Source organism: Myroides sp. N17-2 (assembly GCF_002286775.1).
Classification (GTDB): domain Bacteria; phylum Bacteroidota; class Bacteroidia; order Flavobacteriales; family Flavobacteriaceae; genus Flavobacterium.
The window spans coordinates 1-1487 of the sequence record NZ_NSGJ01000099.1 but is presented as its reverse complement, the minus strand read 5'-3'; the positions used below and the strand labels follow the sequence as shown (position 1 = coordinate 1487).

The following is a 1487-nucleotide window of genomic DNA, read 5'->3' as shown; positions in this document are numbered from 1 at the left end:
TACTAAAAACTCAGGTAAAATCATTTTTATAAACTCAATATAGTTTTCCACGTTTATTATTTATCATTACAAAGATCTGTAGTTTTTAATTCACACACAACTTTTGAGATTGATCCGTTTTATAGCGTCTGATGTAATCCTATTCTATTGCCTTCGCTGTCCTTAAACTCTGCAACTGCAAAGCCTAGTTCTGTATGTGTATTAATATTGTATAAGATCTCAGCACCAAGTGACTGCGCTTTGTCTAGCGTGTTTTTAATATCATTTGTGCCTAGATATAGCAATACACCATCTAGAGTAGGTTTATAGATTTCTCCTCTGACTAAGGCGCCTGTAATCCCTTTGTTATCTATACTAAATGGAAAATACGCCATTTCTAATTCGTCGAAGAGTTCTTCTTCGAAAGTAAAGTTGAATACTGTAACATAAAAGTTGATCGCTCTTTTTAAGTCAGTTACTGGAATCTCAAAATATACTGCAGGATTAGTCATTATCAATAGATGTGATTAGTTCTTGTGAATGATAAAGATACACGGTCTTTTGTGTAAATCTTCTTTTGTATTCTTCCACTGAGAAGCTGGCTTAGTCTGTATAAACTCAGTTTCTAAGGTAATATCACAGGCCACACAGACTAAGGTATTAGGCTGTAGTATCTGTACCATATCTTGTAGTAACTGATTGTTTCTATAAGGTGTTTCTATGAATAGTTGTGATTGGTTTTTGTCTTGAGAAAGTTTCTCTAAAGCCTTAAGGGTTGTTTTTTTATCACTTTTGTCTATTGGTAGGTATCCGTTAAAAGCAAAGCTTTGACCATTCATACCAGATGCCATTAGAGATAACAATATAGATGAAGGACCTACTAGTGGAGTTACTTTGATATTTCTCTTATGTGCTAAATCTACGATCACAGCTCCAGGGTCTGCAACACCAGGGCATCCTGCTTCACTCATTACCCCAACGCTTTTACCTTCTAGAAGAGGTTTGATGTACTCTTTATATTCACTTGTAGTAGTGTGTTTATTAAGAGGGTATAGGATTAGGTCTGATTGTTTCTTTTCGGGACAGATGCTTTTAATGAATTTTCTAGCAGTCTTTTCGTTCTCTACAATAAAAATATCAAGCATTTCGATTGAGCGTTTTACAGTTTGTGGTAAAACATCCATTGGATTAGTAGTTTCTCCTAAAGTAATAGGAATAAGGTAAAGTGTACCTGCAGGTATAGAGTCTTTCATTTGTAATTTTCTCTCGTATAAAGTACAAAGGTAAAGATAAAGTATAGTACCTCAAATCTGCAACTACCATTTACTGCAAATTAATTATACTTTACATAGCTTCAATTAGCTCTAAAACCACACTACAGTGTGCTTTAATCGGATCAATCTCAAAAGTTGTGTGTGAATTAAAAACTACAGATCTTTGTAATGATAAATAATAAACGTGGAAAACTATATTGAGTTTATAAAAATGATTTTACCTGAGTTTTTAGT

At 33.6% G+C, this 1487-nt stretch carries 2 protein-coding genes; both read right to left on the bottom strand.

Features of this window, described 5'->3' with window-relative positions; all coding sequences use genetic code 11:
• Positions 1-119 precede the first annotated feature (119 nt).
• Positions 120-491 carry a VOC family protein gene (locus CF599_RS19240; RefSeq protein WP_121967530.1) on the bottom strand — a complete coding sequence of 124 codons (372 nt, stop codon included), beginning with the start codon at positions 489-491 and terminating at the stop codon, positions 120-122.
• Positions 492-506: 15 nt separating this feature from the next.
• Positions 507-1232 carry an SAM-dependent methyltransferase gene (locus tag CF599_RS19235; protein WP_121967529.1) on the bottom strand — a complete coding sequence of 242 codons (726 nt, stop codon included), beginning with the start codon at positions 1230-1232 and terminating at the stop codon, positions 507-509.
• Positions 1233-1487 lie beyond the last annotated feature (255 nt).